The sequence below is a fragment of the Flavobacterium xizangense genome (assembly GCF_054075145.1).
Genome location: NZ_JBSIPG010000008.1, coordinates 185,465 through 190,307, shown reverse-complemented (window position 1 = coordinate 190,307; position 4,843 = coordinate 185,465). Strand labels below are relative to the sequence as shown.

Here is a 4,843-nt window from a genome sequence, read left to right as displayed (position 1 = left end):
AATGGAACCAATGGTTTAGACGGAAAAGGTATTGCAAGTACAACTGTTGATGCATCAGGAAATCTTATTGTTACTTATACAGATGGAACAACTTCAGACCTTGGGAGAATAAAAGGTATTGATGGAGTAAACGGTACTGATGGAACAAATGGTTTAGATGGAAAAGGTATTGCCAATACAGCTGTTGATGCATCAGGAAATTTGATTATAACATATTCAGACGGAACAAGTTCTGATGCTGGAAAAGTAAAAGGAGAAACGGGAGAACAGGGACCTCAAGGTCTTCAGGGCCCAAAAGGAGAAACCGGAGAACAGGGACCACAAGGTCTTCAGGGTCTGAAAGGAGAAACTGGAGAACAGGGACCACAAGGGCTTCAGGGTCTGAAAGGAGAAACTGGAGAACAGGGACCACAAGGGCTTCAGGGTCCGAAAGGAGAAACTGGAGAACAGGGACCACAAGGGCTTCAGGGTCCGAAAGGAGAAACCGGAGAACAGGGACCACAAGGGCTTCAGGGTCTGAAAGGAGAAACCGGAGAACAGGGACCACAAGGGCTTCAGGGGCTGAAAGGAGAAACTGGAGAACAGGGACCACAAGGCCTTCAGGGTCTGAAAGGAGAAACTGGAGAACAGGGAGCACAAGGCCTTCAGGGTCTGAAAGGAGAAACTGGAGAACAGGGACCTCAAGGGCTTCAGGGTCTGAAAGGAGAAACCGGAGAACAGGGACCACAAGGCCTTCAGGGTCTGAAAGGAGAAACTGGAGAACAGGGACCACAAGGGCTTCAGGGCCTGAAAGGAGAAATCGGAGAACAGGGATCACAAGGCCTTCAGGGTCTGAAAGGAGAAACTGGAGAACAGGGACCACAAGGGCTTCAGGGTCCGAAAGGAGAAACCGGAGAACAGGGACCACAAGGTCTTCAGGGCCTAAAAGGAGAAACCGGAGAACAGGGACCACAAGGTCTTCAGGGGCTGAAAGGAGAAACCGGAGAACAGGGACCACAAGGTCTTCAGGGGCTGAAAGGAGAAACTGGAGAACAGGGACCACAAGGTCTTCAGGGCCCAAAAGGAGAAACTGGAGAACAGGGACCACAAGGCCTCCAGGGCCTCAAAGGAGAAACTGGAGAACAGGGACCACAAGGTCTTCAAGGCCCAAAAGGAGAAACTGGAGAACAGGGACCTCAAGGGCTTCAGGGCCCAAAAGGTGAAACAGGGAATCAAGGTCCGATCGGATTGACAGGACCTATAGGCCCTCAAGGACCAATTGGATTAACAGGAGCAACACCTACAATTACTAAAGGAAGTTTAGTTGCAGGAAGTAGTGCTGTAACAGTTACAGGAACGGGAAAAATTTTAGATGCTGATATTACTGTAGACGTTGTGAAAAAAAATATCACAACGATAACGCCAGCTACGGTATTAAAAGTAGTTAACGGAACAGGAGCAACTCTTACTGATGTACAAGTTAATATGGTTCCAGCTGTTACGAAACCGGCTTATTTGTTTACCGATCCTTCGGGTGTCATTGCATGGTCACCTGATATGCCATGGGTATTGGGAGGAAACGATGCAAATGATGGTCTCACATCTATGAAATATTTGGGTACTAAAACTAATTTTGCTTTACCATTTATTACTAATAATGTAGAACAAATGAGATTGGATGTTGATGGTAGATTAGGTATTGGTACTAAAAACCCAAAATATGGTATTCATCTCGTTAATTCTTCTACAGACGATTTAATGGATGATTTGAAACTTGCTACGTATTCAAATGCAGCCAATTCTCCATCGTTCTCCTTTTTACATGGTGGCGGTACAGAAACTGCACCGACCCCACTTACAAGTGGGTCATCAATGGGAGCATTTAATTTCCAAGCTCAGACAGGAACTACAGCTGGTGCTATTCAATCACTTTCTAGTGTAATTGCATATTATCAAGGTACAGTTGGATCTGTAGCAAGAAGTAATTTACAGTTTAAAACTAGTAATTCTGTAAGCTTAGAGATTGCTTATAATGGAGATTTATTACCAGGTACCGTTGATAATACAGGAACAATAAACTTGGGTAATATTAATCAAAGATGGAGGGCATTGTATGCTACAAATGGAACAATCCAAACTTCGGATATTCGTTTAAAGAAAAATATTGAACCTTTGAAATATGGATTAGCTGAAATAATGAAAATTGATCCCATCACATATAATTGGAAAGACAAATCAGATGATAAATTAAAAGTTGGTGTTTCGGCACAGCAGATAGAAAAAATATTGCCTGAAGTTGTGAGCGTGGGTCAAGATGCAGACAAAACACTTGGTGTTAATTATGCAGAAATTGTTCCAGTATTAATTAACGCGATCAAAGAGCAGCAAGCTGAGATTCAGCAATTAAAATCACTTGTGCAAAAATTGACAGATAAATAATTATGCCTCTGTTATTGTATTTAAAAATCCGATTGTAATAATCGGATTTTTTTGCTAATGTCTAGTATCGAAATTCAATATTACATACAAAAAAATGCCCTAAAGTGTGATAATAATGATTTTTACGAGCAGTAAAACTCATGTAGATAGAGAATTTTTGCATATTAAATGAGGTATTGAAATAAAAAATATCGTGTAATAGTAATTAAGATAAAATAAGTAACTATGAAAAAAACTTTATGCATGTTATTGTTAGTTCAGAGTGGATTTATGATCGCTCAGACAGAAAAAATAGTTACAGCAAATGGAAAAAGAATAACGATTAATCCGAGCGGTGTAAGTACAGCGGATAATGGTTTAAATCTTACAAGTGGTAATTTGCAATTGGGAGGTGCATTAATAAAACCTTCTATTTTAACCACAACTTCAACTTTTACTTTGGCTATTCAAGGGCTTCAGACAGGCTCAGCTTCCGATCAGTTTTTGACAACTGACGCAAATGGAGTTTTGCGAAAAATAAATAATACAGGCTGGAGCACAACAGGAAATGCGGGTACAACTGCAGGAACTAATTTTATTGGGACATTAGATGATAAGGATTTAGTTTTTAAAAGATGGGGAATTGAATCCGGGCGTATATCAAATTATAATACCTCTTTTGGATACTATACTTTGTCTAAAAATACGGGAATTTCAAATACAGCATTTGGTGCGACTGCAATGATTAGTAATACTATCGGTAATCAAAATGTAGCAGTTGGAAGTAATTCTCTATATTATAATACAGCTGGTTCTAGAAATGTTGGTTTGGGATCAGGAACATTAATGAATTTGAAAACAGGTAATTACAATACAGCTCTTGGAGACAGTGCATTAGCTAACAATATAGATGGAGAATATAATATAGCAATTGGTTTTAATAGTGGTAGTTATATTGTTGCAAGTGCCCAACTTAAGAATACTAAAGAAAGTATATTTATAGGGTCAGGTGTTCTTACTCCAACTAATAACTCAATAAATCAAATTGTAATAGGAAATTATGCAGTCGGTAGAGGTTCTAATACGGTACAGATAGGAAATGAATATGTAACAAGTATTGGCGGTCAGGTTGATTGGTCAATTGGATCAGATGTACGTTTAAAAAAAGATATTGTAACCAGTACATATGGTCTGAATTTTATTAACAAGTTGCGTCCGGTAACTTATAAACTGAAAAACGGGACTACTGATTTACAATCAGGATTTATTGCTCAGGAAGTAGAAGCTGCAGCAAATAGTATAGGGTATCAATTTAACGCAATCGTTAAGCCACAAGCCGAAAATGATTTTTACAGTTTAAGATATGCAGAGTTTGTGGTGCCATTGGTTAAGGCAATACAGGAACAGCAAAAGCAAATTGAAGAAAAAGAGACCAAAATTGTGGAATTAGAAAAACGTGTACAGAGGCTAGAGCAACTATTGAGTGAAACTCTAAGAAAATAATTTTATTGCTAAAAACAACAAAGGGAAAGTGTAAACTTTCCCTTTGTTGTTTTTAAAAAGGAATTTTAAAAAACATATATAAATCAAGGTTTTAATTGTTTAAAATGCCTTAAACTGTTACTGAAAAAACGTATAAGGGTAAGAAAAAAGTTATAATGAATAGACCTTTGTCATTAAAAATGAATTATAAAAGTTGATGGTATATATAGAGGATATACTAAATCAAATAATAATAACCGATTAATAATTAAATCTCATGAAGAATAGATTACTTCCCTTATTTTTTGTCCTGGCTAGTTATTCTGCTTACTCACAGGTAGTAATTGGTAGTGACAAGATGGAAAACCCTTCTGCACAGTTAGAAGTAATAGCGAAAGACAAAGGTATTTTAATCCCTAGAATAGCTTTAACAGGTTCAACAGATGCTACAACAATCAGAACTGGTAATGTTCCTAGTTTATTAGTTTTTAACACGGCTGTAGCTTTAGATATTAAACCTGGTTACTACTATTGGTATGATAACAAATGGAACAGAATCATTGCTTCTGGAGAAGCTTCCGAAGGAAATGGAAATGTTATTTATAATCCAATAACAAATGAATTTAGTTACATAGATAAAGCTGGAAATACTCATATTATTAAAATTAGTGATATAATTAAGGCAAATGAAACGATCACTACCTTTGTAGATAACAAAAAAGGTTCTTATACTTATACAAGTGAGGATAATACTGTTACTACTATTGATGTCGTTAAAGATGTTATTGATAATTCATCAACCATTTTCGAAAAAACCAAAGTTATAGATGAGATTACCAAACTAATCGGATTAAATGAGACTTTGACTTCGTTGAATTATGATGCTGTCGCCAAAACACTTACTTATACAGATGAGAAAGAACAAACTCATGTGCTTGATCTTGAATCTCTGGTAGGAAATGCC

The 4,843-nt window shown here is 37.6% G+C and carries 2 protein-coding genes and 1 pseudogene; all 3 read left to right on the top strand.

Annotation, left to right across the window (positions count from 1 at the left end):
- Nucleotides 1-2,418 (top strand): tail fiber domain-containing protein (locus ACWA1B_RS17360; RefSeq protein WP_456909056.1); only part of this gene is annotated, 2,418 nt, incomplete at its 5' end.
- Nucleotides 2,419-2,643: 225 nt separating this feature from the next.
- The gene (locus ACWA1B_RS17355; protein ID WP_456909054.1) at nucleotides 2,644-3,900 is read left to right on the top strand and encodes a tail fiber domain-containing protein; all 1,257 of its coding nucleotides are present in this window, start codon (nucleotides 2,644-2,646) and stop codon (nucleotides 3,898-3,900) included.
- 337 nt (nucleotides 3,901-4,237) lie between these two features.
- A pseudogene (locus ACWA1B_RS17350) lies at nucleotides 4,238-4,843 on the top strand (hypothetical protein); the annotation flags it as partial.